This is a genomic window from Streptomyces rectiverticillatus, assembly GCF_013394065.1.
GTDB lineage: Bacteria > Actinomycetota > Actinomycetes > Streptomycetales > Streptomycetaceae > Streptomyces > Streptomyces rectiverticillatus.
Map to the genome: position 1 here is coordinate 2,759,389 of NZ_CP040752.1, position 25,106 is coordinate 2,784,494.

Below are 25,106 nucleotides of genomic sequence, written 5' to 3' on the forward strand. Positions count from 1 at the left end.
GAGGACGTGCCCCGTCGCACACCGAGAAATCGTCAGACTGACGAGTATTGGGGGTAGCATCTGGTTCCATGAACGCTGCGGACTTGAGGCTGCCGGTGGACGTTCCGTCGACGGCCCTCTTCACCGACCGGTACGAACTCACGATGCTGCAGGCCGCGCTGCGCTCCGGCACCGCCGACCGCCGCTCGGTCTTCGAGGTCTTCACCCGCCGGCTCCCCGAGGGGCGCCGCTACGGCGTCGTGGGCGGCACCGGCCGGGTCCTGGACGCCGTGGAGAACTTCCGCTTCGACAGCGGCGTGCTGGACTTCCTCGCCGCCCAGCGGATCGTCGACGAGCCCACCCTGGCCTGGCTCGCGGACTACCGCTTCCGCGGCGACATCTGGGGCTACCCCGAGGGGGAGGTCTACTTCCCCGGCTCGCCGATCCTGCGCGTCGAAGGCACCTTCGCCGAGGCGGTGCTGCTGGAGACCGTGATCCTGTCGATCCTCAACCACGACTCGGCCGTCGCCGCCGCGGCCTCCCGGATGGCCGTGGCCGCCGGCGACCGCCCGCTGATCGAGATGGGCGCCCGGCGTACCCACGAGCTCGCCGCCGTGGCCGCCGCCCGCGCCGCCTACGTGGGCGGCTTCACCTCCACCTCCGACCTCGCGGCCGGCTTCCGCTACAGCATTCCGACCGTCGGCACCAGTGCGCACGCCTTCACGCTGCTGCACGACAGCGAGCGCGACGCCTTCACCGCCCAGGTCGACTCGCTCGGCGGCGGCACGACCCTGCTCGTGGACACCTACGACGTCACCGAGGCCGTCCGGGCCGCCGTGGAGATCGCCGGGCCGGAGCTCGGCGCCGTCCGCATCGACTCCGGCGACCTGCTGCTGCTCGCGCACCGGGTGCGGCAGCAGCTGGACGACCTGGGCGCCACCAAGACGCGGATCGTCGTCACCAGCGACCTGGACGAGTACGCCATCGCCTCGCTCGCGGCGGCGCCCGTCGACGCCTACGGGGTGGGCACGCAGCTGGTGACCGGCAGCGGGCACCCCACGTGCTCGATGGTCTACAAGCTCGTGGCCCGCGCGGACGAGGCCGGCCCGGACGCCCCGCTGCGGGCGGTCGCCAAGAAGTCCATGGGCGGCAAGACCTCCATCGGCGGCCGCAAGTGGGCCGCGCGCCGGCCCGACGCGGACGGGGTGGCCGAGGCCGAGGTCGTCGGTACCGGTCCGGTACCGGCCGGGCTCGCGGACCACCAGCTGATCACCGAGCTCGTCCGCGGCGGCGAGGTCGTCGCGCGCGAGCCCCTGGACGCCGCACGGGACCGGCACGCCGCGGCCCGGGCGGGGCTCCCGCTCTCCGCCACCCAGCTCTCGCGCGGTGAGCCGGTACTCCCCACCGAGTACCTCTGACGCTCCCCGCGCGCCCGGTGGACCTCCCCCGCTCCGGGTCCCTCTCCCATTGCGCAACGGAAGTCACTACCCTCGGTCACAGAGAGGCGATCCGCACTGTCGGCCGAGGGCCCTTCCACAAAGGATCCGCATCATGCAGCGTGCACTGATCATCGTCGACGTGCAGAACGACTTCTGCGAGGGCGGCAGCCTCGCAGTGGCCGGCGGCGCCGACGTGGCCGCGGCCATCACCGACCTCGTCGGCGAGGCCACGCCCGGATACCGGCACATCGTCGCCACGCGCGACCACCACATAGACCCCGGCGCCCACTTCTCCGCCGAGCCGGACTACGAGACCACCTGGCCGCCGCACTGCGTCGCCGGCACGGAGGGGTCCGGGTTCCACCCGAACTTCGCCCCCGTGATCGCCTCCGGGGCGATAGACGCCGTCTTCGACAAGGGGGCGTACGCGGCCGCGTACAGCGGGTTCGAGGGCACCGACGAGAACGGGGTGTCCTTGGCGGACTGGCTGCGGGAGCGGGACGTCACGGAGGTCGACGTCGTCGGGATCGCCACGGACCACTGTGTGCGGGCCACTGCGCTGGATGCGGCGCGGGAGGGTTTTTCGACCCAGGTCCTGCTCGACCTGACGGCCGGGGTCGCTCCGCACACGACGGAGAAGGCGCTCGGGGAGCTCCGCGACGCGGGCGTCGAGCTCAGCGGCAAGCCGGTGGTTGCCACCGGGTGACGTGAGTGCTGAGCGCGGCTCGGCACCGCCGGGCTGCGCCGCTGTGGCTGAGCGCCGTCGCGGCGGGGAGGAACGCCCCGGTCCCACCCTTTCACCGTTTCCTGGGGGCAAGCCCCCCAGCCCCCCCGACCGCGGGGCCCGGGGCGAAGCCCCGGGAATCTCCTACGCCGCCGCCCGGGGGCGCAGAAGGCTCCTTATGGGGTGCCAGGACTCCGTGTCGTCGTCCGGGGCCTCGCGCCAGACCAGGCCGTCGGGGTGGTGGAGCACCGCCGTTATCTCGTCCGGCGTCGGCGGCTCCGTGTTGCCGCGGAGGTAGACGGCCCGCAGGCCCAGGTTCCGCAGGCGCGTCAGCGCCCGGGCCCGGTTCGCGGCGTGCACCAGCACCCGCACGCGGGCCCCGGGCGAGGCGCCCCCGCCGGGCGGGCCCGGAAGGTAGAGGGCCACCACCACACTGCCGCCCGGCAGCTTGCAGAAACCACCGCCTGCCATGCCCGTGTCACCTCTCCCCGGACCGGGGTGTCAATAACAGCGTCACGGCAGTCATCTAAACGCGATCGGCCGCCGCCCGCTAGGGGGCGACGGCCGATACGGCTCTGACCTGCACAGACGCAGACAGTCCGGGGACTACTTGCCCGAGGGGCCCACCTGGACGGTCATCGTGGAGCCGCTGGGGGCCTGCCACAGGATCTTGATCCGGGTGTTGGTGTCAGTAACCTGCACACCGCCGGTCGGGTTGTCCTTGCTCCAGTAGGTGCCCTTGCGGTCGTCGAAGACCGGGGTGCCGAGCTTGCCCTTCACACGGGTCGCCACGCCGTCCTGGTGGACGGTGTAGCCCCCGCTCGGGAACCAGCTGAAGGGCGAGTCGTAGGCCTGGAAGCGGTTGCGCATGACCGAGCCGTCGGCCCACTTCTCGACCTGCGGGTGGGCGTCGATCGGCAGGATGCGGCCGACACCGGGGTGCACGCCGACGTTGTTGTCGGCCTGCGAGGTGTCCCACTTCCAGATGAGCAGGCCCTTCTGGTACGGGTAGTGCTCGACCCAGCCCGGACGGGTGCTCTTCCAGCCGAAGTTGTACGGGCCGGACTTGAGGGTCTCGTCGTACGACACGTACTGGCGGTTCTCGGCGATGTAGTACTGCGCGTACTCCTTGGTGAAGGACTCGCCGATGCGCGAGAAGCCCTTCGCCGTCCAGCCGTTGTCGTCGCCCTCGGCACCGTCGGTGAAGAGGGTGGCGCCGTCCGCGGTGACGCTGATGGCGTCGGCCGTGAAGCCCTTGCCGGTGGTGCCGCCGTCGGTGGTGTAGCGGAAGCGCAGGTCGATCTTCTTGCCGGCGTACGCGTCGAGCGGGTACGACAGCTTCTTGTACGCGCCGGAGACACCGGTCAGGGCGGGCTTGTCGCCGCCGTCGCGCGGGATGGACTTGCCGTCGGCCGTGCCGTCGACCGGGGTCCAGTTGGCGCCGCCGTCCGTGGAGACCTCGGCGTAGGCGTAGTCGTAGTTGGCCTCGATGTCCCACCAGGCGGAGAGGTCCAGGCTCGCCTTGGACTTGCCGGTGAGGTCGACCGGGCGGGAGAGGGTGTTCTTCAGGTCGTCGGCCTGACCGCCCCACCACTGCTTGCCGCCCTCGGCGGGCTTGACGACGTCGGTCTTGACCGCCTTGTTCGGCAGCTCGACGACGACCGCCTGCTTGTCCTTGGTGTTGTACTCGGCCACGCCCAGCTTGTGCGTCGACTTCGTCGCCGCCTTCGCCTTGTCGTAGTTGAGCCAGCCGAGCTGCAGCTTGTCCCAGGAGCTCATGTCGCCGGGCAGGTCACCGATGGTGTCCTTGCCGCGGCCCAGCCACGAACCGGAGGACATCAGGGACCAGTAGGCGACGGAGGACTCACCGGTGCCGGTGGTGTCGTACTCGTCCGGCAGGCCGAGGTCGTGGCCGTACTCGTGGGCGAAGACGCCGAGGCCGCCGTTCTCCGGCTGCATGGTGTAGTCGCCGACCCAGATGCCGGTGTCGGCGATCTGCGTACCGCCGGCCTTGTTGTTCGCGGGGCCGGTCTTGCCGGCGTCCGAGCCGTAGGCGTACCAGCGGTGGGCCCAGATGGCGTCGGTCTTCTGCGCGCCGCCGCCGGCGGACTCGTCCTCACCGGCGTGCACGATCTGGAAGTGATCGATGTAGCCGTCGGGCTCGTTGAAGTTGCCGTCGCCGTCGAAGTCGTTGCGGTCCCACTGGTCGTACTTGGCCAGCTCCGCCTTGATGTCGGCGTCGCCGCGGCCGGCCGCCTTCTGGTCCTTGACCCACTGGTTGACGCCGTCGCGCACCAGGTCCCAGGCGCTGGGGCAGTTGGTGGAGCCGCAGTAGTTGGAGCCGTAACGGGCCTCGTTCCACTGGACCTTGACCCAGTCGGTGACGGTGCCCTCGACGGAGTAGCGGCCCGAGGACTGCTTCTCGTAGTACTTGGCCAGGGACTCCTTGCCCTTGTCGTGCGAGAAGTACAGGTCCTGGAAGTACTGGCGGTTGTAGTCCTTCTCCCAGGCCGTGCTGTTGTCCTGCTTGCGGTCCGGCTGCTTGATCTGGTTGTGCGCCGGGCCCGGCTGGCCGCCGAACTTCTTCACGGGCGGCTTGGGCCCGTCCGGCCCGTCCGGGTCGTACATCGTGGTGTCGTCGACCTTGTCGCCGAAGTCCACGAGGATCGTGAAGATCTTGTCGGTCTTCTCCCGGCCCAGCTCGACGTACTTCCCCTTGCCGAGCTGGACGACCTTGGACGCGCCGCGCTGCTCCGCGCGGGCGTCCCCGGATATGACCTTGTCGAGCGCGGCCTTGCGCTGAGCCTCGCGCTTCTTGCTGAACGGGCCCTTGAGGTCGTGCTCGACGCTCTTCCCGGCCTGCTCCGGGTCGTGGCGCTCGATGCCCGACGGCGTGTCGGCAGTGGTGGCCGCCTGAGCGATCCCGGCCGTGGTCCCCGCGGTCAGGGCCGTCGCGGCGAGTGCGACGGCCGTGGCCACGGCGGCGGATCTGGCGAGCCTCCGTTGGCTGCTGTTCACTTGTGAATGTCCTCCCCAGTAAGAACTGTGGAGGTATTTGACCGGAGAGACGCCAGAAAAGACAGACCTTGACTGGAGCCGGAAGAGCAAGTACGTTATCCGGCCTTTAAGTTACGGATTTCGGACAACCCCGGGCGCGCTCATCTCACACCCTGGACCGGTGGATGAATCCGTGCGCCCCCCGTGCTCCGGCACCGTGTGTTAGGTCACGCTTACCGGCAGTTCCGCTCGGGCAGACAGGACCGTAGAGTCGTTTTGGTATACACACTTGCCCCTGGCATGTGGTGTGCACCAGCCGGCTCCGCACCCCACACCTTGCTCCGAGGACGGATCCCGCCATGCCGCGTCCGACTCCCGCACAGATAACCTACGGATCGGCCACCGTCGTCTTCTCGACCCTCGCCATGCTGCTGCTCTCGCAGACGAGTTCGGGGTTCGGGATCGCGGTCATCGCCGTCGCAGCGCTCGCGCTCGGCCTGTTCGTCGCCGTCGCCTTCCCCATGCCGCGCGTCGGCGGCCGCAAGCCCCGGGTGCCCCGGCAGCGCACGCCCCTGCCCGCCGAGCCGAGACTCGGCGAGCACTCGCTACACGGCTGAGACCACCACGGTCTTGGCCGCCTTGTCGTGAATGCAGTGGTGATAGGGCTGGTCCCAGGTACACCAGAGCACGTTGACGAGCCAGAAGACGAAGCCGCAGCAGGGCACCACCTGCGGCAGGGAGTACACGGCGGCGCGCGTCCAGCCCGGGCTTCCCTCGGGGATCGCGCCGTTCTCCAGCATCGCCACCCGGATGCCCATCGCCATCTTGCCGACGGTCTGCCCGCGCTTGGTGAGCATCAGCCCCTCGTAGACGAAGTAGACGACGGAGACGATGATGCCCAGGCTCGTGGACCTGCCGTCGTTCCAGTCCCCCGGATCCCAGTCCCACACCGCCGCCTTGAAGACCAAGGTGACCGGGATGGAGACGAGCAGCCCGTCGATGATGCGGGCGATGAGCCGCTTCCCCCGGTTCGCCAGCGGTGGCATGCCCGCGAGCGGGTCGGCTGCGCCGTACTGGTCCCCGTAGGGGCTGCCGGGCCCGCCGCCCGGGCCCGGGGCGCCCCCGTAGGGGCCGCCTCCGTACGGACCGCCGGCGCCGGGCGGTTGGCCGCCGCCGGCGTACGCACCGCCGCCCTCCGGGCCCGGCCCGGGGGGCGGTGGCGGCCCGGGAGGCTCCGATGGCCGCTTCCGGAACGGGTCGTCGTCGCGGGGCTGCTCGGTGCTCATGGGCCGAGTAGAACCCAGGCTCCGGCCCGTCGCATCCGAAGAGGTGCCGTTCGGGTCGCACCGGGCCCGGGGGCGGCGCCCCGGGGCGTCAGCGCTTGCCCGCCGCCACGAACGTGCGCGCCGCCTTGTCGTGCCAGCACTGCCGCCACGGCCGGTCGACGAGGCACCACAGGGCGCCCACGACCCCGATGCCCAGGGCTCCCAGCCCCCCGTACACCAGCCAGCGGCGCAGCGCCGCCCCGAAGCGCGGGGTGTCGTGCCCCTCGATGTCCAGCACGCGGACCCCGCACAGGCGCTTGCCCAGCGTGCGGCCCCACTTGGCGGTCGGCAGTGCTTCCAGCACCACCCCGGCCACCAGCAGGACGCCCAGCACGACGGCCAGATAGCCGCCGGTCGTGCCGTCGAGCAGCCAGACCGTGACCGTCTCGCCGGACTGCTTCGCGTGCTCGACCTTGGCGTCGATGTGCTCGACGGCCTTGGCCCACAGCGGCACGGCCGCCGCGGAGACGACGGCCCCGAGCACGAGCGTGTCGACCAGCCGGGCGGCGAGCCGGCGGCCCAGCGGCGCGGGCCGGCCCTGCTGGTCCCGGGCGGCCCGCAGGAACGGATCGTCCTTCGGGGGCTTCCACGGCGCGGGCGCGTCGGAGGAGGAGCCGGAGGCGGACGTCTGCGCGGGCTGCTGCTGGGCCAGTTGCTGCACCTGCTGGGCCCAGCCGCCGGCCGCGGGCCTGGCCGGCTCGGCGGTGCGGGGCGCCTCCTGCCGCTCGGGCAGGGCGGGGGCGGAGCGCGCGGGGGCGGGCAGCGCGGGCGCCGGGGCCGTGGCCGGCAGCGCCTGGCGCTCCGGTGCGGACTGCGACGGCGCGGGTGACGATGACGGCAACGGCGACGGTGCCTGCGATGCCGGCTGCGACTGCGGGCCCGAGGGCGCCTGCTGCGGCTCGGCCCGGGGCCGCGGCTCGTCGGCACGGGCATCCGGCCAGCCCGGCGAGGACGACGCCGGGACGGGCTTGCCGGAGGTGCGCAGCTGCATCGTGCCGCCCGGCCGGACCGCGGGGACGTTCGCCCCGCGGGCAGGGCTCTCTCCGCGGGCAGGGCTCTCCTCGGCGCGGGCCGGCTCGGTGCGTGCCGACTCGGTGCGTGCCGGCTCGGCGCGGGCCGGCTCGGCGCGGGAGGGCTCGGCGGGTGTGCGGGACGGGGCGACGCGCGGGTCGCGGGGCGTGGGCAGGGCGCCGCCGGACGCGGGCCCGTCCCCCCAGGAGACGCGCCGGTCCTGCTCCCCGCCGAAGCCCTCCTGCCGGGCCGGCTCCGCGCGCCAGGCGGGGGCCGGCTGATCGGCCCGGGCGTCGCGCAGGGCGGGCTCCTCGTCGAGGAACATGGGGCCGGTCTCGTCCGGGCGCGGCTCCTGCCGGGCGGGCTCGGGGCGGCGCGGGGTCGGTGGCACGGGCGCGGCGAGCGCGGGCGCCGCGGGCTTGGCGAGACCGGCGGGCGGGGCGGGCATCGGCTCGCCCTCGGCGGGCGCGGGCCGGCTCGTGCCGGGCACCCAGGCGGAGCCGCTCCAGTAGCGGATATAGCCCGGAATGGACGGGTCCGGGTAGAAGCCCTGGACGGGGCTGCTGTCGGCGGATCCTGAGGAAGGGGCGCTCATGGTCTCCGATGTCCCGTATCTGCTCGGCCGTACTGCGGTGTCGGTGCTCGGTGGGGCGGCGACGACAAGCAGTCTGCCGCACACGAGCGACGTGGGGCGCGCTGCTCCCGTACCTCATGACCTCTATGCACAAAAGGCAACCGGGGGCGCAGCACACAGGTCTACCAGACGGCTCTCCACTCTGCGGCCGTCCCGCGGGCGGGACCACTCACACGTGCGACCGGCGCACCGGTTCGGCGAAGTCGCGTAATGGTGTGGGGGTCGATGCGCTCTCAGTCGGTGCGGGCCCGTTCGCGAGGGGCCACGGACCGACGGAAGCAGAGCAGAGAGGGCGCACTTCATGCACACCGTGGTGGAAAGAGAGCTGGAGATCGACCTGGTGCTGTCGCCCGAGCGCAGCATCCCGGTGCCGTCGCGGCTGAGCTACCGCACGGCCGACCCGTACGCGGTGCACATCGCCTTCCACGTGACCTCGGAGGCCCCGGTGCACTGGACGTTCGCGCGCGAGCTGCTGGTGGAGGGCGTGTTCCGGCCGTGCGGCAGCGGGGACGTACGGGTGTGGCCGACGCGGACGGACGGGCGCAACGTGGTGTGCATGGCGCTGTCCTCGCCGGACGGGGCGGCGCTGCTGGAGGCCCCGGAGCCGGCGGTGTCGGCGTGGCTGGAGCGGACCCTGCGGGTGGTGGCGCCGGGGTCGGAGCCGGAGCGGCTGGGGCTGGACGCGGCGCTGCGGGACATTTTGGACGCGTGACGCCCTTCCGGCGGATCACGACGACGGCGTGGGCGTCCCCCTACAAGTCCAGCACCTTGTTACAAGTCCAGCACCTTGCCCGGGTTGAGGATGCCCTGGGGGTCGAGGACCGTTTTGATGCCGCGCTGGATCTCCAGGCCCACCGGGCCCAGTTCCCTCGCCAGCCACTCCTTTTTCAGGACGCCCACGCCGTGCTCGCCGGTGATCGTGCCGCCCAGCTCCAGGCCGAGGGCCATGATCGCGTCGAAGGACTCGCGGGCGCGGCGCGACTCGTCGGCGTCGGCGGGGTCGAAGCAGACGACGGGGTGGGTGTTGCCGTCGCCCGCGTGGGCGCAGACGCCGATGGTGAGCCCGTACTTGCGGGCGATCCCGGCGGTGCCTTCGAGCATGTCGGCGAGGCGGGAGCGCGGGACGCACACGTCGTCGATCATGGTGGCGGGGCGGAGGGCCTCCAGGGCGGTGAGGGCGAGCCGGCGGGCCTGCAGGAGCAGCTCGGACTCGGCGGCGTCCTCGGCGGGGACGACCTGGTCGGCTCCGGCGGCCGTGCACAGCTCGGCGACGGCGGCGAGGTCCGCCGCCGGGTCGGGGGTGTCGAAGGCGGCGAGCAGGAGGGCCTCGGTGGTCTCGGGGAGGCCCATGCGCGCCATGGCGTTGACGGCGCGGATCGTCGTGCCGTCCATGAGCTCCAGCAGCGAGGGGGCGTGGCCGCGGGCCATGATCTCGCGGACGGCCGCGCCGGCCGCGGCTACGGAGGGGAACTCGGCGGCCAGCACGAGCTGTTGGGGCGGGGCCGGGCGGAGGGAGAGGACGGCCCGTACGACGATGCCGAGGCTGCCCTCGGAGCCCACGAACAGGCGGGTGAGGTCGTAGCCCGCGACGCCCTTCGCCGTGCGGCGGCCCGTCTTGAGCAGCCGGCCGTCGGCCAGGACGACGTCGAGGCCGAGGACGTATTCGGCGGTGACGCCGTACTTCACGCAGCACAGCCCGCCGGAGGCGGTGCCGATGTTGCCGCCGATGGTGCACTGCTCCCAGCTGGAGGGGTCGGGCGGGTAGTAGAGGCCCTGTTCGGCGACGGCGCGGGAGAGCACGGCGTTGACGACGCCCGGTTCGACGACGGCGACGCGGTCGACGGGGTCGATCTCCAGGATGCGGTCCATCTTGACGAGGGAGAGGACGATGCAGCCGTCGCTCGCGTTGGCCGCGCCGGACAGGCCGGTGCGGGCGCCTTGCGGGACGACGGGGACCCGCAAGGCGGTGGCGGTGCGCATGACGTGCTGAACGTGCTCCACGGTGCGGGGCAGCGTGACGACCGCGGGTCGCCCCGCGGCGCAGAAGCCGGCCATGTCCTTGGCGTAGGACGCGGTGACGTCGGGGTCGGTGAGGATCGCCTCCGCGGGGAGCCCTTCGCGCAACAGCTTGATCAGATCGCCCATGGGGGGCTCATTCCCCGGGCACCCTTGTGCGAATCGGGCTGGAGGCGGCCAGAGGGTGCTACAGGTTGCCGCGCTTCTCCTGCTCCCGCTCGATCGCCTCGAAGAGCGCCTTGAAGTTGCCCTTGCCGAAGCCCATGGAGCCGTGCCGCTCGATCATCTCGAAGAAGACGGTCGGCCGGTCCTGCACGGGCTTGGTGAAGATCTGCAGCAGGTAGCCGTCCTCGTCGCGGTCCGCGAGGATCTTCAGTTCGCGCAGGGTGTCGACCGGTACGCGGGTCTCGCCGACCCACTCGCCCAGCGTGTCGTAGTACGAGTCCGGGGTGTCGAGGAACTGCACGCCCGCCGCCCGCATGGCGCGCACGGTGGCGACGATGTCGTTGGTGGCGAGGGCGATGTGCTGGACGCCGGGGCCGTTGTAGAACTCGAGGTACTCGTCGATCTGCGACTTCTTCTTCGCGATGGCCGGCTCGTTGAGCGGGAACTTCACCTTGCGGGTGCCGTCGGCGACGACCTTCGACATGAGCGCGGAGTACTCGGTGGCGATGTCGTCGCCCACGAACTCCTTCATGTTCGTGAAGTGCATGACGTTGTTGTAGAACGACACCCACTCGTCCATCTTGCCGAGTTCGACGTTGCCCACGCAGTGGTCGATCGCCTGGAAGCGGCGTTCCCCGGGCTCGACGAGCGGCTTGGCGGCCACGTAGCCCGGCAGGTACGGGCCGGTGTAGGCGGAGCGCTCGACGAGCGTGTGGCGGGTCTCGCCGTAGGTGGCGATGGCGGCGAGGACGACCTTGCCGTGCTCGTCCTCCAGTTCGTACGGGGCCTCCAGGCCGGTGGCGCCGTGCTCGACGGCGTAGGCGTACGCGGCGCGCGCGTCCGGCACCTCGATGGCGAGGTCGACGACGCCGTCGCCGTGCTCGGCGACGTGGGCGGCCAGCGCCCGGCCGCGGTCGGTCGCGGCCTTGATGACCGTGGTGAGGACGAAGCGGGCGCCGCCCGACTCCAGCACGTAGCTCGCGCTTTCGCGGCTTCCGTTCTCCGGGCCGCGGTAGGCGACGAGCTTCATGCCGAAGGCGGTGGAGTAGTAGTGGGCGGCCTGCTTGGCGTTGCCGACGGCGAAGACCACCGCGTCCATCCCCTTGACCGGGAAGGGGTCGGCCTGCCGTGCGGTGTGCGGGGTGTGATCCGTGGTCTGAGTCATGGCCGCAGGGTCCCGCCGATCCACAAGGTGCGCAATAGTTTGCGTATTCACTGGGCAGACTGCATAGCAGACCGCCGGTAACACCGGACGTTCTGTACATGCTGACTACTGGGAGGACCGCATGGCGATCGATCGTTTGGACGGCCGGCTGATCGAGCTGCTGGCGGAGGAGCCGCGGATCGGCGTGCTGGAGGCCTCGCGCCGGCTGGGCGTGGCGCGCGGGACCGTCCAGGCGCGGCTGGACCGGCTGCAGGCGCAGGGCGTCATCCGCGGCTTCGGCCCGGACGTGGACCCGGCGGCGCTGGGCTATCCGGTGACGGCCTTCGCGACGCTGGAGATCAAGCAGGGGCAGGGCGGCGACGTCCGGGCGCACCTCGCGACCGTCCCCGAGGTGCTGGAGCTGCACACCACCACCGGGCGCGGCGACATGCTCTGCCGCCTGGTCGCACGCTCGAACGCCGACCTCCAGCGTGTGATCGACCGGGTTGTGGGTTTTGATGGCATCGTGCGGGCCTCCACGGCGATCGTCATGGAGAACGCCGTGCCGCTGCGGATCATCCCGCTGGTGCAGCAGGCGTCGCAGGCCCCGTACCAGCCCTGAGGTTCGAAGGCGCGACACCGCGACAGGGAGGCGAGCGGGTGAGCTTCTGGGAGTACGTGGCCGGCCGCCGTGCACAGCTGCTGGCGGACGGCTGGCAGCACGCCAGCGCCGTCTTCCAGTGCATGGTGGTCGCGACCGTCCTCGGCGTCGTGATCGGCGTGCTCACCTACCGCAGCGAGTGGGCGGGCAACCTCGCGGTGACCACGACGGCGACCCTGCTCACCATCCCCTCGCTGGCCCTGCTCGGCCTGCTCATCCCGCTCACCGGCCTGGGCGTGGCGCCGACGGTCACGGCGCTCGTGCTCTACGGGCTGCTGCCGATCGTCCGCAACGCGGTGGTGGGGCTGCGGGGCGTGGACCCCTCGCTCGTGGACGCCGCGAAGGGGATCGGGATGTCCCGCGCGGCCCGGCTCCTGCGCGTCGAGCTGCCGCTCGCCTGGCCGCCGATCCTCACCGGGATCCGGGTGGCCACGCAGATGCTGATGGGCATCGCGGCGGTGGCCGCGTACGCCTCCGGGCCGGGGCTGGGCAACGAGATCTTCCGCGGCGTCTCCTCGCTGGGCAGCGCCAACGCCCTCAACCAGGTGCTCGCCGGGACGCTCGGGATCATCGTGCTCGCCCTGCTCTTCGACGCGGCGTACGTGCTGATCGGCCGGCTGACCGTCCCGAGGGGGATCCGTGGCTGACGCGCCCGGAGCCACCATCCAGCTGGAGAACCTCACCAAGCGCTATCCCGGCAACCCCGCGCCCGCCGTGGACTGCGTGAACATGGACATCAAGGCCGGGGAACTGGTGGTCTTCGTCGGCCCGTCCGGCTGCGGCAAGACCACCACCATGAAGATGATCAACCGGCTGATCGAGCCGACGTCGGGCCGCATCCGCATCGACGGCGAGGACGTCACCGGCATCGACCCGGTGCGCCTGCGCCGCAAGATCGGCTACGCCATCCAGGCCTCCGGGCTGTTCCCCCACATGACCGTCGCCCAGAACATCTCGCTCGTCCCGCGCATGACCGGCTGGCCGAAGCGGCGGATCGACGAGCGCGTGGAGGAGATGCTCGACCTGGTGGGGCTCGACCCCGGCGAGTTCCAGGGCCGCTACCCGCGCCAGCTCTCCGGCGGGCAGCAGCAGCGCGTCGGCGTGGCCCGCGCCCTGGCCGCCGATCCGCCGGTGCTGCTGATGGACGAGCCGTTCGGCGCGGTCGACCCGATCACCCGCGACCACCTGCAGGACGAGCTGATCCGGCTGCAGCACGAGCTGCACAAGACGATCGTCTTCGTCACCCACGACTTCGACGAGGCCATCAAGCTCGGCGACCGCATCGCCGTGCTCCGCGAGCGCTCGCACATCGCCCAGTTCGACACCCCCGAGGCCATCCTCACCAACCCCGCCGACGACTTCGTCTCCGGCTTCGTGGGGGCGGGCGCGGCCCTCAAGCGGCTCAACCTCACGCGGGTACGGGACGTGGGCGTCGTCGACTTCCCCACCGCCACCGTCGACGACCCCCTCCAGACGATCTTCGAGCGGCTGCGCCGCGGCACCACCAACGAAGTGCTGCTGCTGGACCGGCACCACCGCCCGTACAAATGGCTCCGGCGCGGCGACCTGATGCGTGCCCAGGGCTCCCTCGCCCGCGCCGGCACCCTCGTGCACGACACCGTCACCCGCGACGCGACGCTGCGCGACGCCCTGGAAGCCGTCCTCATCGACAACGCGGGCCGGGTGCCCGTCACCGGGCGGCGCGGCCGCTACGAGGGGGTCGTCGACATGGAGACCCTCATGAACTCCGTGCACGAACTGCTGGAGGAAGACCGGCTCGACGCCGTCGAACACCAGCACCTGCTGGAGGAACAGCGCGCCCAGCAGGTGCTGGAGGAACAGGAGGGCACGACCGACGCGCCGGAGGAACTGGCGTGACCGGCGGGCGGACGCAGGACTCGGGCGAGGACGGCGGGCGGACGGAGAGCTCGGGCGCGGACGGTGGGCAGCCGGGTCTCGCGGGCGCGGGTGCTCCTTCCGGTGAGGGCGGGTCGCCCGGGCCGCGCCCGCCCGCCGCGCGCCCCGCGCGGCGCGTCACCTGGCGGAAGCTGCTCCTGCGGCCCTGCTTCCTGCTCGTCCTGCTGCTGGCCACCTGGCTGTGGTTCCGCGGCGCCGGCCTGGACTCCGTCGCCCGCAACTCGATCGCCGACGGCAACGTCTGGCTGCGCCTGCGCCAGCACGTCGTCCTCACCGTGGTCTCCACCTTCTTCGTCCTGATCATCGCCATCCCGCTGGGCATCCTGCTCACCCGGCGCCGGCTGCGCCCCGCCGCGCCCGCCGTCATCGCCGTCGCCAACGTCGGCCAGGCCACCCCCGCCATCGGTCTGCTCGCGCTGCTGGTGATCTGGCTGGGCATCGGCATGCGGGCCGCGCTCGTCGGCATCGTCATCTACGCGGTGCTGCCCGTCCTCGCCAACACCGTCGCAGGGCTGCGCGCCATCGACCCGACCCTGGTGGAGGCCGCGCGCGGCATCGGCATGTCCGCCACCGGGGTGCTGCGCCGGGTCGAACTGCCGCTGGCCGTACCGCTGATCCTCGCGGGCGTGCGCACCGCGCTCGTCCTCAACGTGGGCACGGCCACGCTCGCCTACTTCGGCGGGGGCGGCGGGCTCGGCGACCTGATCGCCTCGGGCATCACCAACCAGCGGATGCCGGTGCTCGTACTGGGGTCCGTGCTGACCGTGGCGCTCGCGCTGCTCGTGGACTGGCTGGCGTCCCTGGCCGAGCTGCTGCTGCGGCCGCGCGGCCTGGAGGCCTCCTGAGATGGCCCGGCGGCGGCAGGTGGCCGGAGGGCGGAGGGCCGGGCGGCGCGCAGCGGTCCGGGCGGCGGTCCGGGCCGCGGCGCCGGCGCTCGCCCTCGTCCTCCTCGCCTCCCTCACCGGCGGCTGCGGCCTGACCAGCGGCTCCCCCATGGCCGACGGCGTCCGCCCCGGTTCGGTCGGCCGGGGCCTGCCGCTCAAGGGCGCCGACCTGACGGTCACGTCCAAGAGCTTCAGCGAGAACATCGTGCTCGGCCAGATCATGGGCCTGGCCTTCCAGGCCGCCGGCGCGAAGGTGCTGGACCGCACCAACATCCAGGGCTCGGTCGGGGCCCGCGAGGCGGTCCGGTCCGGCGAGGCGGACGGCATGTACGAGTACACGGGCACCGCCTGGATCACGTACCTCGGCCACGACCGGCCCATCCCCGACCCCGCGCGGCAGTGGCGGGCCGTCGCCGACGCCGACGCGCGCAACGGCCTCACCTGGCTCGCCCCCGCGGCCCTGGACAACACCTACGCGCTGGCGATGAACCGGGCCGACGCGCGCAGGTACGGCACCCGCACCCTCTCGGACGTGGCGGCGCTCTCGCGGCGGAACCCGGGGGCGGTGACGCTGTGCGTGGAGAGCGAGTTCGCCGCGCGCGACGACGGGCTGCAGGGCATGGCGAAGGCCTACGGGATGAACGTGCCCGCCTCCCGCGTCCAGAAGATGGACGGCGGCATCATCTACACCCAGGTCTCCGGGGGTGGTTCCTGCACCTTCGGGGAGGTGTTCACCACCGACGGCCGCATCGCGGCGATGCACCTCGTCGTCATGGACGACGACAAGCACTTCTTCCCCAACTACAACGCCGCGCCGGAGATCAACAGCGCCACGCTGCGCAAGCACCCGGCGATCAAGGACGTGCTGGACCCCATCACGGCACGGCTCGACGACGTCGTGGCGCGGGAGCTCAACGCGAAGGTGGACGTGGACGGGCAGGACCCGCACGAGGTCGCGAAGGAGTGGCTGCTGAAGGAAGGGTTCATCAGCCGGTGAACTTCATCGGCCGGGAACGGGCGGGGCGGGGTCAGCAGGTGGGGACGGCGTCCTCGTCCCCGGACCGCAGGGCGCGCAGCGACGTGACCGCGTCCTGCAGCTTCTGCACGGGGATCAGCCGCAGCCCCTTGGGCAGATTCGCCTCGGCGGCCGAGCACTCGCCCTTCGGGACGAGGAAGACCGTCGCGCCGTCGCGCCGGGCCGCCTGTGTCTTCAGCGGCACGCCACCGACCTGGCCGACCGACCCGTCGGCGTCGATCGTGCCCGTGCCCGCGATGGTCCGCCCGCCGGTGAGGTCGCCGCCGCGGCCGTCGCCGTCGACCTTGTCGATGATCCCGAGGGTGAAGAGGAGCCCCGCGCTCGGGCCGCCCACGTCGGCCAGGCTGAGGCCGACCTTCAGCTCGTCCGGCGAGCGGTGCAGGTAGCGCAGGGCGGCGTCCGTGGCGGCGTCCTGCGACTTCTTCATCTCCGCCTTGTTGTGCGCGTCGACCTCCTCGTCGGAGTCGCCGACGGGGTAGACGGCGTCGTGCGGCATCACGGCCCGGTCCGTACGGGTCCAGCCGCTGATCACGTCGCCCAGGTCCACGTCGACGCGCGGGCCCGTCACCACGATCGTCGTCATGCGCAGCTGGCCCGTGGTCCTGCGGGCCTGCGCGCCCTCGATCTCGATGACCTGTCTGCCCTCGTGCGTGCCGAGCACGTCCACCGTCGAACCCGGCTGTGCGACCGAGAACGGCAGCGACACGAAGGGGACCGAGGCGAGCAGGGCGACGACGGGCACGGCACAGACGGCGAGGGTCCGGGCGCGGCGGGACCGGGCGGGCGTGGTCGGAGCGGGCATGCAGCGAATCTAGTTCACGTGCGTCCCAACCGTGACATGCGCCCTCGCCGGGCGAGGCGCGGCGAGGGCGGGAAGCGACCGGGCCGGCGGCGTCAGCGCAGGGCGTCCGCGACCTCCTTGGCCGCCTCCACCACGCGGGGCCCGACGCGGTCGGGGATCGAGTCCGTGAGCATCACCACCCCCACGCTGCCCTCGATCCCCAGGACGCCGAGCAGGGGCGCCGCCGCGCCGCTCGCGCCGGCCTCCAGCTCGCCGTGCGTGAGGGCGTAGCCGGGGCCGTCGCTCTCGCCGCGGCGGGCGGCGAGTATGGCGCGGCCCGCCGCGCCCCGGTCCAGGGGGTGGCGGAAGCCCGCGCGGTAGGCCACGTGATAGTCCGTCCACGTCGGCTCGACGACGGCCACCGCGAGCGCCTCGGTGCCGTCGACGAGCGTGAGGTGGGCGGTGGCCCCGATGTCCTCGGCCAGGGAGCGCAGGGCGGGCAGGGCCGCCTCGCGCACCAGCGGGTGCACCTGGCGGCCGAGCCGCAGTACCCCGAGGCCCACGCGGGCCCGCCCGCCGATGTCGCGGCGGACGAGTGCGTGCTGCTCCAGTGTGGCGAGCAGGCGGTAGACCACGGTGCGGTTGACCCCGAGCCGGGTGGACAGCTCGGTGACGGTCAGGCCGTGGTCGGTGTCGGCGAGCAGTTTGAGGACGCGCAGTCCTCTGTCGAGCGTCTGCGAGGTCTCCGCGGTCACGACGCCCCTCCTCCGATGTATGGCGGCTCTCGTCGGGTGGGGTGCGCCGCCGTCCCGTCCGGCAGCGCGCGAGGAGAGGCCGCCGGCGGCTTGTCGCTTCTTGCTTCGCTTCAGCGCTTCTTGCACTACGTGCGCTTCTTGCGCTTCTTGCACCGGCTGCGCTCCGCGGCGGCGCTGCCACGGGGCGTGTGCGTGACCGGAACCGTAGCGCCGCCGGTCCGCTCAGCGGAAGAGTCTGCCCGCGATCCGGTCAGGCGGAGGCCGAATCACGAATATCGGGGCCGGTGTCCCATCATGCGGACACCGGCCCCGTCATCGGTACGCCGTAGGGCGCGCTCTACTTCACGCCTGCTACTTCACGCCTGCTACTTCTGCCTGCTACTTCATGCGCGTGGCCCACTCGCGCACCTTCTTGATGCGCTCGTTGAGCTGCCCGGCCGTCGCCTCCGCGCTCGGCGGGCCGCCGCACACGCGGCGGAGTTCGGTGTGGATGACGCCGTGGGGCTTGCCGCTCTGGTGGACGTAGGCGCCCACGAGGGTGTTGAGCTGCTTGCGCAGTTCGAGGAGCTCCTTGTGGGTGACCACCGGGCGGCGCTCCGCGGGCAGTTCGAGGAGGTCCGCCTCGGCGTCCGGGCGCTTGCGGCTGTGGGCGATCTGGCGCGCCTGCCGCTTCTGCAGCAGCAGCTCCACCTGCTCGGGCTCGAGCAGGCCGGGGATGCCGAGGTAGTCCTGCTCCTCCTCGCTGCCCGCGTGCGCCTGCATGCCGAACTCGGCGTTGTTGTAGAGGACCCGGTCGAAGACCGCGTCGGACTCCAGGGCCTCGAAGGAGAGTTGGTCGTCGCTGCCGGTGTCCTCGTCCTGCTGGCGCTCCGCCTCGGCGAGGAGCTTGTCCTCCTCGGCGTAGGGGTCCTCCTCGCCCTCCTTCTTGGGCTTGTCGAGGACGTGGTCGCGCTCGACCTCCATCTCGTTGGCGAAGGTCAGCAGGTTGGGGACGGTCGGCAGGAAGACGGAGGCGGTCTCGCCGCGCCGGCGCGAGCGCACGAAGCGGCCGACGGCCTGCGCGAAGAACAGCGGCGTGGAGATCGTCGTGGCGTAGACGCCGACGGCGAGGCGGGGCACATCCACGCCCTCGGACACCATGCGGACGGCGACCATCCAGCGGGCGTCCGAGGCCGAGAAGTCGTCGATGCGCTGGGAGGCGCCGCTGTCGTCGGACAGCACGAGCGTGGCGCCCTCGCCGGTGATCTCGCGGATCAGCTTGGCGTAGGCGCGGGCGGACTCCTGGTCGGAGGCGATGACGAGGGCGCCCGCGTCCGGGATGGACTTGCGCACCTCGGTCAGCCGGCGGTCGGCGGCCCGCAGCACGTTCGGCATCCACTCGCCGCGCGGGTCGAGCGCCGTGCGCCACGCCTGGGAGACGGCGTCCTTGGTCATCGGCTCGCCGAGGCGGGCCTCGAGCTCGTCGCCCGCCTTGGTGCGCCAGCGCATGTTGCCGCTGTAGGAGAGGAAGATGACCGGGCGGACGACGCCGTCGGCGAGGGCGTTGCCGTATCCGTACGTGTAGTCGGCGGAGGAGCGGCGGATGCCGTCGTTGCCCTCCTCGTACGTGACGAACGGGATGGGGTTGGTGTCGGAGCGGAAGGGCGTGCCGGTCAGGCACAGGCGGCGCGTCGCCGGCTCGAAGGCCTCCAGGCAGGCCTCGCCCCACGAGCGGGAGTCGCCGGCGTGGTGGATCTCGTCGAGGATGACGAGGGTCTTGCGCTGCTCGCTGCGGTTGCGGTGGAGCATGGGGCGCACGCCCACGCCGGCGTAGGTCACGGCGACGCCGTGGTACTCGCGGCCGAGGGGGCCTGCGCTGTACTCCGGGTCGAGCTTGATGCCTATCCGGGCCGCCGCTTCCGCCCACTGCTTCTTCAGGTGCTCGGTCGGGGCGACGACGGTCACCTGCTGCACGACGTGGTGGTGCAGCAGCCAGGAGGCCAGGGTGAGGGCGAAGGTCGTCTTGCCGGCGCCGGGGGTGGCGACGGCGAGGAAGTCGCGGGGCTGCTCCTGGACGTACTTCTCCATGGCGCCCTGCTGCCAGGCGCGGAGCTTGTTCGCGGTACCCCAAGGGGCCCGGCCGGGGAAAGCAGGGGAGAGATGGTGGTTGGTGGTGGTGGTAGTCACGGTCTCCGTCGGCTGGTCGGCGGTCGGCAACCGCGTCAGCCTACCGGTGCCGGGGTTCACGCTCCGGGGTTACGCCCCGGGGTCACCCGAGGGTGGGACCGAGGTCACACGGCGGCCGGGGGCGTCGCGCGGGGCGAGCCGGGTGGCGACGTACGCGCCCACCAGCGCGAACGCCGAGGCGGCCGCGAAGACCGCCGCGAAGGCGTGCGCCGGGGCGGCCGCACCGGCGCTCGCGGCGCTCGCCGAGCCGCCGCCGAAGGAGACGAAGAGCACTCCGGCGAGCCCGACCAGGACGATGCTGCCGAGCGCGTCGGCCGTCTGCAGCGAGGCCGCGTTGGTGCCCTCCTCGCCGCGCCGGGACAGCTTCAGCAGCAGCACCGCGCCGCTGGAGATCGTCAGCCCCATGCCGTAGCCGCCGATCACCCAGGACGCGCCCGCCACCCACACCGGCACGCCGTGCACCAGCACCGCCGACATCAGCGCGACGGCGAGCGCCACCAGCACCATGCCGAGGCTCATCAGCCGCTCGCGGTACGGCTCGGCCCGGCGGCGGCTCTGGGTGTACGAACCGAGCGCCCAGGTCAGGCCGCCGCCGGTGAGGGAGAGCCCGGCGAGGGTCGCGGACAGGCCGCGCTCGGTGACGAGCATCAGCGGGATGAACGTCTCGGCCGCCAGGAACGAGCCCTGCGCGATGCCGCGCAGCAGCACGACCGACGGCAGCCCGCGGCCCGCGCGGAAGGTGCCGCGCGGCAGCAGCCGCCGTATGCAGGGCACCAGCAGGGCGAGCCCGGCCACGGCCGGTACGGCGGCCAGGGGGCGCAGGTCCTGGCCCGCGTACTGCAGCAGCCCCGCGCCGGCCGCGACCGCGAGCGCCAGCAGGATGCGGCGGCGGTCCGGCGTCCCCGGCGCGACGGCGGGCGGCAGGGCGCGCAGCGCCGGGAGCATCACGGCCAGGGGCAGCAGGATCAGCACGGGGATCGCCAGGAACACCCAGCGCCAGCCGACCTGCTCGGTGACGGTCCCGGCCACCAGCGGGCCGACGATCACCGGCACCACCCAGGCGGCCGAGAACGAGGCCATGACGGAGGCGCGCAGCCGCTCCGGATAGGCCCGGCCGACCACCACGTACAGGGCGACGATCACCAGTCCGCCGCCGATGCCCTGCACCCCGCGCCCGGCGACGAACATCCACATGCGCTGCGCCGACCCGGCGATCACCAGGCCGGTGCCGAAGGCGGCGATGCCGGTGAAGAGGGGGACGAGGGGGCCGGAGCGGTCGCACCACTCCCCCGACAGGGTCATCGCGAACAGGCTCGCGGTGAAGAAGGCGGAGAAGGCGAAGGCGTAGAGCCCGATGCCGTCGAGGGCGCGGGCGGCGACCGGCATCGCGGTGTTGACCGCGCTCGATTCGAAGGCGATGAGCGAGACGACGGAGATGATGCCGAGGGTCAGCGCACGGTGGCGGCGGCCCAGTATGCCCTCGGCCCGGTCGGTCGCGTCGGTGGCCCGTGGGGCCACGGATTCGGCTGCGGATTCTGCTGCGGTCATATTGATTGAGCGTACGGACGGAGTCCGCTTCCGGCGCCTGTCGCGGGGACGAGATCGGGTCGGACTTGGGTCCTAGGAGTGCGGCGGGCCCCGAGGGGCCGAAGGGCCCGACGTGACCGGGCCGGGCCCGGTCACCTCGTCACGTCGTCAGCAGCACGCCCCCGTACGAGGCCCCCGCGATCACGACCCACGAGCACAGCCCCAGCGCCGCGACGCGCCCGCCGGTGCGGACCAGAGAGGGCAGGTGGACGGCGCTGCCGAGCCCGAAGAGGGCGGCGGCGAGGAGCAGTTCCTGGGCGTGCGCGGCGAGGTCCAGTCCGGCGGCCGGCACCCAGCCGGTGGTACGGACGCCGACCATGGCGAGGAACCCGAGCACGAACAGGGGGACGAGCGGGGGCCGCTTCCCGGACGGCCCGGACGATCCGGAGGGTCCGGACGATCCGGAGGGTCCGGACGGCACGGCCTGCGCGGCCTGCGCGGCCGCCCGGCGCCGCCTGCGTACCGACACGGCCACCGCCGCGACGAGCGGCGCGAGCAGCGCCACCCGCATCAGCTTGACCAGCACGGCGTCGGTGAGCGCCGCCGGCCCGGCGGTCTGCGCCGTGGCCACGACCTGGCCGACGTCGTGGACGCCCGCGCCGACCCAGCGGCCGAACTGCGCGTCGTCGAGGCCGAGGGGGTGGTGCAGGAGCGGCAGGACGGCGATGGCGAGGGTGCCGCAGAGGGTCACCAGGGCCACGGACGTCGCGACGTCCTCCTCGTCGCTGCCCGAGACCTCGCTGACCGCGCCGATGGCCGAGGCGCCGCAGATCGAGTAGCCGGTGGCGATGAGCAGGGGCTGGTCGCCGCGGAGGCCCAGCCTGCGCCCGAGCCAGAGCGTGCCGGTGAAGGTGGCCGCCACGACGGCGATCACCATGGCGACGGTGGCCCAGCCGAGGCCGAGGACGTCGTCGAGGCCGAGCTTGAGCCCTAGCAGGACGACGCCGATCCGCATGAGCCGCTTGCCGGCGAGGGTGAGGCCGGGCCGGGCGGCGCCGCGCACCCATGCCCGTACCCGTACGCCCGGTGCGTGGGCCGCGGCGATGCCGAGGACGACGGCGGCGGTGAGCATGGGGACGGCCGGGACGAGCAGGTGCACGGCCCAGGCGACGGCCACGCCCGCGGCGGCCGTGGCGAGCCCGGGGAGCGCGCCGTGGGCGGGGCGGGGAGGCGCGCTCGTGGGTGTGCTGTTGCTGTTCGTCCGTGCGGTGGTGAGTGCCATCAGATTTCGTCGGCCGGGAGGTCGTAGACGCGCCGCACGCTGGAGCCCAGGCGGGAGATGTCGGCGCCGTAGATGTGGAGGGAGATCGCCTTGGTCGTACAAGCGTTGCGGACGCGGTGGATGTCACCGGGCGGCGCGAAGCCGCACACGTCGCCCTGGTGGTTGACGACGTCCTCGGTGGCGACCAGGCGGGCGGTCGTGCCGTCGGGCACGAGCCGGTAGCGCCGCTCGCTCTCGGTGCCCTCGTGGACGCCGGTGACGCACCAGGAGACGTGGTCGTGGACGGAGGTCTGCTGGCCGGGCATCCACACGAGCGCGACGACGGAGAAGCTGCCGTCGTGTTCGGCGTGCAGGATGTGCTGGCGGTAGCGGTCGGGGTCGCCCTCGCGCTGTTCGGCGGTGAGCAGGTCGTCGGCGCCGAGGTGGGCGGCGAGCCGCTCGCCGACGATGTAGGCCGTCGTGTCGGGCGGCAGGCCACGGCCTACGGCTTCCCGGACGTCGTCGACGAGCTGGGCCAGGCGCGCGGTCGTCGGGGCTGCGGTGGGAGTGGTCATGAGTGCAGGGTCGAGGCGGGCGGACCGGCGGGTCCAACGACAGTCTGTTGGCCGGAACCCAACGGGAGCTTATGAGTTGAGGCTCCGGACGCACTGGATCCGGTCAGCAGCCGACGCGCCGGGCCGCCACCGCCTTCAGCTCGTCCAGGACGAGTGCGGTGGCCGGGATCCGTAGATGGTCGCGCAGGACGTACGCCGAGACCTGGCGGCGCGAGGCCGGGTCCAGCGCCCGCCCGGTGATCCGGTCGTGGCGCATGAAGGACAGCACCAGACCCGGCATCATCGCGATGCCGAGCCCCTCGGCGACCAGGGACTGCACGACGAGGTTGTCGTCGGTGGTGAAGGCGATGTCGGGGGCGAAGCCGACTTCGGCGCACTCGTGGAGGAAATTGGTGCGGCAGCGCAGGCAGCCGGCGATCCAGCGCTCCTCGGAGAGGTCGGCGAGCTGGACGGCGCGGCGGCGGGCGAGGTGGTGCCCCACGGGCATCAGGACCGTCAGCTGGTCCTCCATGAGCGGTATCTCCACCAGCTCCTCGGGGACCTGTTCGTGCAGGCCGGGATAGGTGAAGGCGAGCGTGATGTCGCACTCGCCGCGCACGAGGCGGCGGATCGAGTCGGGCGGCTCGCCCTCCAGCAGCTCGACGCGGATACCCGGGTGGTCGGCGGCGAGCCGGGCCAGCGCCTCCGGTATCAGGGTGGCGCTCGCGCTGGGAAAGGCGCAGACCCTGACCCGCCCGGCGCGCAGCCGGGTCAGTGAACTCATCTGCTGCTGCGCGGCCGTGAGGCTGTCGAGGATGGTCTCGGCGTGCCGGGAGAGCGCCTCGCCGGCCTCGGTGAGCCGCATCCGGCGGCCGACGCGGGTGAACAGCGGGGTGCCGACGGAGCGCTCCAGCGCCTTCATCTGCTGGGTGATCGCGGGCTGGGTGTAGCCGAGCACGCGGGCGGCCGCGGAGTAGGAACCGGCCGTGACCACCGCGTGGAACGTCTTGATGTGCCGCGAGTCGAACACGCCGGAATCATAAGCGGAATTTGGGATAGGGGGGAGAGAACCGAGGGGTGGCTTCTGGATCAGCGGAATGAGCGGGATGAATGGGATGAGCGGGCTGAGCGGATAGATAGGGCAAGGTGGACTTATGCCGCACTACGCATCGTACGACGGGGTGGAACTGAGCTACCGGGTACTGGAAGGACCGGAGCCCGGGGCCCCGCTGCTGTGCCTGGCGGGCGGCCCCGGCAGGGACGCCGCCTACCTCGGCGACCTCGGCGGGCTGGACACCCATCGCACCCTCGTCATCCCCGACAGCCGCGGCACGGGCGCCTCGCCGCCCGCCCCCGACCCCTCCGGCTACGCCTTCCCGGCCCTCGCCGAGGACCTCGAATCCCTCCGCGCGCACCTGGGCCTGGAGGCGTTCGCCCTCCTCGCCCACGACGCGGCGTGCGCAACGGCCCAGGCCTACGCGGCCCTGTACGGCCACCGCCTCACCCGGCTCGTCCTCGTCACCCCCGGATCACGGCTCCAGGGCCGGCTGCCGGACGACGCCGAGGAGATCTTCGAGTCCCGCGCGGAGGAGTCCTGGTGGCCGGACGCGTACGTGGCCGTCCACACCCTTCCGACGACCGCCGACATGAAGGAAGTCCGCAGCCTCCTCCTCCGCGCCGCCCCCATGGGCTACGGCCGCTGGGAGGCCCCCCAGCGCGCCCACGCCGCCACCGAACCCGACCAGCTCGGCCCCGCCCCCCGCGCCGGCTTCTGGCAAGGCGTCGACGAACCGGCCCGCGCCGCCCTCCTCGACCGCCTCCGCGAGGTCAAGTGCCCCGTCCTCGTCATCACCGGCGACCGCGACGCCCTGGCGGGCCTCCGCGCCGGCGAACTGGTCGCCACCTCCTTCCGCACGGCGTCCGTCCGCACTCTCCACGGCGTAGGCCACTACCCCTGGGTGGACGAGCCGGACCTGTTCCGCCCGGTGGTGGAATCATTCCTGACGAGGGGCCACGACCCGGAGGCGCACGAGGGCGGGGGCGCCGCGTAAACGCGGCATGGCAGTCGCATTGCGGCCCCGCCGAACCCGTTGATACCCCCGCGACCGCCCCGTACGTTGATTGAACGCA

Annotated in this window: 23 protein-coding genes; 10 read left to right on the top strand and 13 right to left on the bottom strand. The window is 72.5% G+C overall.

The features are described from left to right. Positions 1–68 precede the first annotated feature (68 nt). Both FGW37_RS11895 and FGW37_RS11900 read left to right on the top strand, forming a co-directional pair. The gene (locus FGW37_RS11895; protein ID WP_179081042.1) at positions 69–1,397 is read left to right on the top strand and encodes a nicotinate phosphoribosyltransferase; all 1,329 of its coding nucleotides are present in this window, start codon (positions 69–71) and stop codon (positions 1,395–1,397) included. Positions 1,398–1,530: 133 nt separating this feature from the next. Beyond that, positions 1,531–2,124: an isochorismatase family protein gene (locus FGW37_RS11900; RefSeq protein WP_179081043.1), complete on the top strand. Its 594-nt coding sequence runs from the start codon at positions 1,531–1,533 to the stop codon at positions 2,122–2,124. Positions 2,125–2,286: 162 nt separating this feature from the next. Here FGW37_RS11900 and FGW37_RS11905 read toward each other — a convergent pair whose 3' ends face one another. Together FGW37_RS11905 and FGW37_RS11910 are read right to left on the bottom strand one after the other, a co-directional pair. After that, positions 2,287–2,613: a hypothetical protein gene (locus FGW37_RS11905; RefSeq protein ID WP_179081044.1), complete on the bottom strand. Its 327-nt coding sequence runs from the start codon at positions 2,611–2,613 to the stop codon at positions 2,287–2,289. A 135-nt stretch (positions 2,614–2,748) separates the two neighbouring features. Further along, positions 2,749–5,160, bottom strand: a complete 2,412-nt coding sequence (locus FGW37_RS11910; protein ID WP_179081045.1) for an immune inhibitor A domain-containing protein — start codon at positions 5,158–5,160, stop codon at positions 2,749–2,751. A gap of 338 nt (positions 5,161–5,498) precedes the next feature. Between FGW37_RS11910 and FGW37_RS11915 the strand changes: the two genes are divergently transcribed. Beyond that, a complete protein-coding gene (locus FGW37_RS11915; RefSeq protein WP_179081046.1) occupies positions 5,499–5,756 on the top strand; it encodes a hypothetical protein in 258 nt (85 codons plus the stop codon). On the opposite strand, the gene FGW37_RS11920 is transcribed toward FGW37_RS11915, so the two are convergent. Together FGW37_RS11920 and FGW37_RS11925 are read right to left on the bottom strand one after the other, a co-directional pair. Continuing rightward, complete coding sequence (locus FGW37_RS11920; RefSeq protein WP_179081047.1) at positions 5,745–6,425, bottom strand: RDD family protein; 681 nt, start codon at positions 6,423–6,425, stop codon at positions 5,745–5,747. The genes FGW37_RS11915 and FGW37_RS11920 overlap by 12 nt on opposite strands. 88 nt (positions 6,426–6,513) lie before the next feature. Continuing rightward, entirely contained in the window at positions 6,514–8,070 is a 1,557-nt protein-coding gene (locus tag FGW37_RS11925; protein ID WP_179081048.1) for an RDD family protein, read from the bottom strand. Positions 8,071–8,410: 340 nt separating this feature from the next. On the opposite strand from FGW37_RS11925, the gene FGW37_RS11930 reads away from it, so the two are divergent. Next, positions 8,411–8,821, top strand: coding sequence for an SsgA family sporulation/cell division regulator (locus FGW37_RS11930; protein ID WP_058044271.1), 411 nt, complete (start codon positions 8,411–8,413; stop codon positions 8,819–8,821). Positions 8,822–8,880: 59 nt separating this feature from the next. Here FGW37_RS11930 and FGW37_RS11935 read toward each other — a convergent pair whose 3' ends face one another. Both FGW37_RS11935 and hppD read right to left on the bottom strand, forming a co-directional pair. Next, positions 8,881–10,254 (bottom strand): FAD-binding oxidoreductase, encoded by a 1,374-nt coding sequence (locus tag FGW37_RS11935; protein WP_179081049.1) that lies wholly within the window; start codon positions 10,252–10,254, stop codon positions 8,881–8,883. Positions 10,255–10,312: 58 nt separating this feature from the next. Then, entirely contained in the window at positions 10,313–11,455 is a 1,143-nt protein-coding gene (gene hppD / locus FGW37_RS11940; protein ID WP_179081050.1) for a 4-hydroxyphenylpyruvate dioxygenase, read from the bottom strand. 121 nt (positions 11,456–11,576) lie between these two features. Here hppD and FGW37_RS11945 point away from each other — a divergent pair, with 121 nt between their 5' ends. From FGW37_RS11945 to FGW37_RS11965, 5 genes are read left to right on the top strand one after another with little or no spacing between them, the layout of a single operon-like run. Then, positions 11,577–12,056 carry an Lrp/AsnC family transcriptional regulator gene (locus tag FGW37_RS11945; RefSeq protein ID WP_179081051.1) on the top strand — a complete coding sequence of 160 codons (480 nt, stop codon included), beginning with the start codon at positions 11,577–11,579 and terminating at the stop codon, positions 12,054–12,056. Positions 12,057–12,094: 38 nt separating this feature from the next. Next, a complete protein-coding gene (locus tag FGW37_RS11950) occupies positions 12,095–12,742 on the top strand; it encodes an ABC transporter permease (protein ID WP_179081052.1) in 648 nt (215 codons plus the stop codon). Further along, the gene (locus FGW37_RS11955; protein ID WP_179081053.1) at positions 12,735–13,973 is read left to right on the top strand and encodes a betaine/proline/choline family ABC transporter ATP-binding protein; all 1,239 of its coding nucleotides are present in this window, start codon (positions 12,735–12,737) and stop codon (positions 13,971–13,973) included. Before FGW37_RS11950 ends, FGW37_RS11955 begins: the two co-directional genes overlap by 8 nt. Next, entirely contained in the window at positions 13,970–14,857 is an 888-nt protein-coding gene (locus FGW37_RS11960; RefSeq protein ID WP_179081054.1) for an ABC transporter permease, read from the top strand. The genes FGW37_RS11955 and FGW37_RS11960 overlap by 4 nt, the downstream gene beginning before the upstream one ends. A gap of 1 nt (position 14,858) precedes the next feature. Next, positions 14,859–15,893 carry a glycine betaine ABC transporter substrate-binding protein gene (locus FGW37_RS11965; protein ID WP_179081055.1) on the top strand — a complete coding sequence of 345 codons (1,035 nt, stop codon included), beginning with the start codon at positions 14,859–14,861 and terminating at the stop codon, positions 15,891–15,893. A 31-nt stretch (positions 15,894–15,924) separates the two neighbouring features. Here FGW37_RS11965 and FGW37_RS11970 read toward each other — a convergent pair whose 3' ends face one another. The 7 genes from FGW37_RS11970 to FGW37_RS12000 all read right to left on the bottom strand — a co-directional run bounded on the left by FGW37_RS11970 (position 15,925) and on the right by FGW37_RS12000 (position 24,006). Then, entirely contained in the window at positions 15,925–16,734 is an 810-nt protein-coding gene (locus FGW37_RS11970) for a hypothetical protein (protein WP_179081056.1), read from the bottom strand. A 92-nt stretch (positions 16,735–16,826) separates the two neighbouring features. Further along, positions 16,827–17,468 (bottom strand): IclR family transcriptional regulator, encoded by a 642-nt coding sequence (locus tag FGW37_RS11975; protein WP_179081057.1) that lies wholly within the window; start codon positions 17,466–17,468, stop codon positions 16,827–16,829. Between the two features lie 378 nt (positions 17,469–17,846). Beyond that, positions 17,847–19,634, bottom strand: coding sequence for a DEAD/DEAH box helicase (locus FGW37_RS11980; RefSeq protein WP_179081058.1), 1,788 nt, complete (start codon positions 19,632–19,634; stop codon positions 17,847–17,849). A gap of 69 nt (positions 19,635–19,703) precedes the next feature. Further along, a complete protein-coding gene (locus tag FGW37_RS11985; RefSeq protein ID WP_179081059.1) occupies positions 19,704–21,182 on the bottom strand; it encodes an MFS transporter in 1,479 nt (492 codons plus the stop codon). A gap of 139 nt (positions 21,183–21,321) precedes the next feature. Continuing rightward, the gene (locus FGW37_RS11990) at positions 21,322–22,443 is read right to left on the bottom strand and encodes a YeiH family protein (protein ID WP_179081060.1); all 1,122 of its coding nucleotides are present in this window, start codon (positions 22,441–22,443) and stop codon (positions 21,322–21,324) included. Beyond that, positions 22,443–22,997, bottom strand: a complete 555-nt coding sequence (locus FGW37_RS11995) for a cysteine dioxygenase family protein (protein WP_179081061.1) — start codon at positions 22,995–22,997, stop codon at positions 22,443–22,445. Before FGW37_RS11995 ends, FGW37_RS11990 begins: the two co-directional genes overlap by 1 nt. A gap of 103 nt (positions 22,998–23,100) precedes the next feature. Then, positions 23,101–24,006 carry a LysR family transcriptional regulator gene (locus FGW37_RS12000; RefSeq protein ID WP_179081062.1) on the bottom strand — a complete coding sequence of 302 codons (906 nt, stop codon included), beginning with the start codon at positions 24,004–24,006 and terminating at the stop codon, positions 23,101–23,103. A 124-nt stretch (positions 24,007–24,130) separates the two neighbouring features. Here FGW37_RS12000 and FGW37_RS12005 point away from each other — a divergent pair, with 124 nt between their 5' ends. After that, entirely contained in the window at positions 24,131–25,027 is an 897-nt protein-coding gene (locus FGW37_RS12005; protein WP_179081063.1) for an alpha/beta fold hydrolase, read from the top strand. The last annotated feature ends 79 nt before the right edge of the window (positions 25,028–25,106 follow it).